Annotated in this window: 1 protein-coding gene; it reads left to right on the top strand. The window is 51.6% G+C overall.

What is annotated here, in order from left to right; genetic code table 11:
* Positions 1-88: 88 nt before the first annotated feature.
* Positions 89-748, top strand: a 660-nt coding sequence (locus ACR0L4_RS23690) for an IS6 family transposase (protein WP_480515666.1), incomplete at its 3' end; no start/stop codon positions are given.

Below are 748 nucleotides of genomic sequence, written 5' to 3'. Positions count from 1 at the left end.
GGTTGTGTCGCAAACTTTGGGTCTGGATTGACGAGCCTGCAGATTCCGAAGTTTGTTGTCCGCGTATTGTTTTCCAACAGGTTTCAGCATGATTTCCTTGAAAGGCTGCCATTTTCCCAAGGATGCGGTTTTGTACGCCGTTTACTTCTACCTGCGGTACACGTTTTCTTATCGCGATTTGGAAGAGATCATGGCTGAACGCGGTGTGCGAGTTGACCACGCCACATTGAATAGGTGGGTTGTGAAGTTCTCGTCGATCGTCGCAGCTCGCGCGCAATCAAAGAAGCGCCCAACTCAGAGTTCATGGCGCATGGACGAAACCTATATTCGTGTGCGCGGGAAGTGGATGCATCTCTATCGAGCGGTCGACAAAGTGGGAAACACCCTTGATTTCATGCTGTCTGAGCGACGAAATCGTCCAGCAGCCACTAGGTTCTTTGTCAAAGCACTGTCGTCAAACGGGATCCCAAACAAAATCGTCATTGACAAGAGCGGCGCAAATGCAGCTGGCATTCGAGAAGTGAACAGGATCCTGAAGCGGTTCGGCTGCCCAGCCACAGTACAAACGATCAGGTCCAAATATCTCAACAACCTGATTGAGCAGGATCACAGATTCATCAAACGACGCGTGCGGCACATGTGCGGGTTCAAGTCGTTCAAATCCGCTTCGGCTACTTTGGACGGCATCGAGGTCGCCAACATGATCCGCAAGCAGCAATTCCCCAGCACTACCACGTCGGGCTTTCGG

It is taken from the genome of Ruegeria sp. AB5, assembly GCF_056542645.1.
The sequence above is the reverse complement of the archived record's forward strand: the minus strand, read 5'-3'. Positions and strand labels throughout refer to the sequence as shown.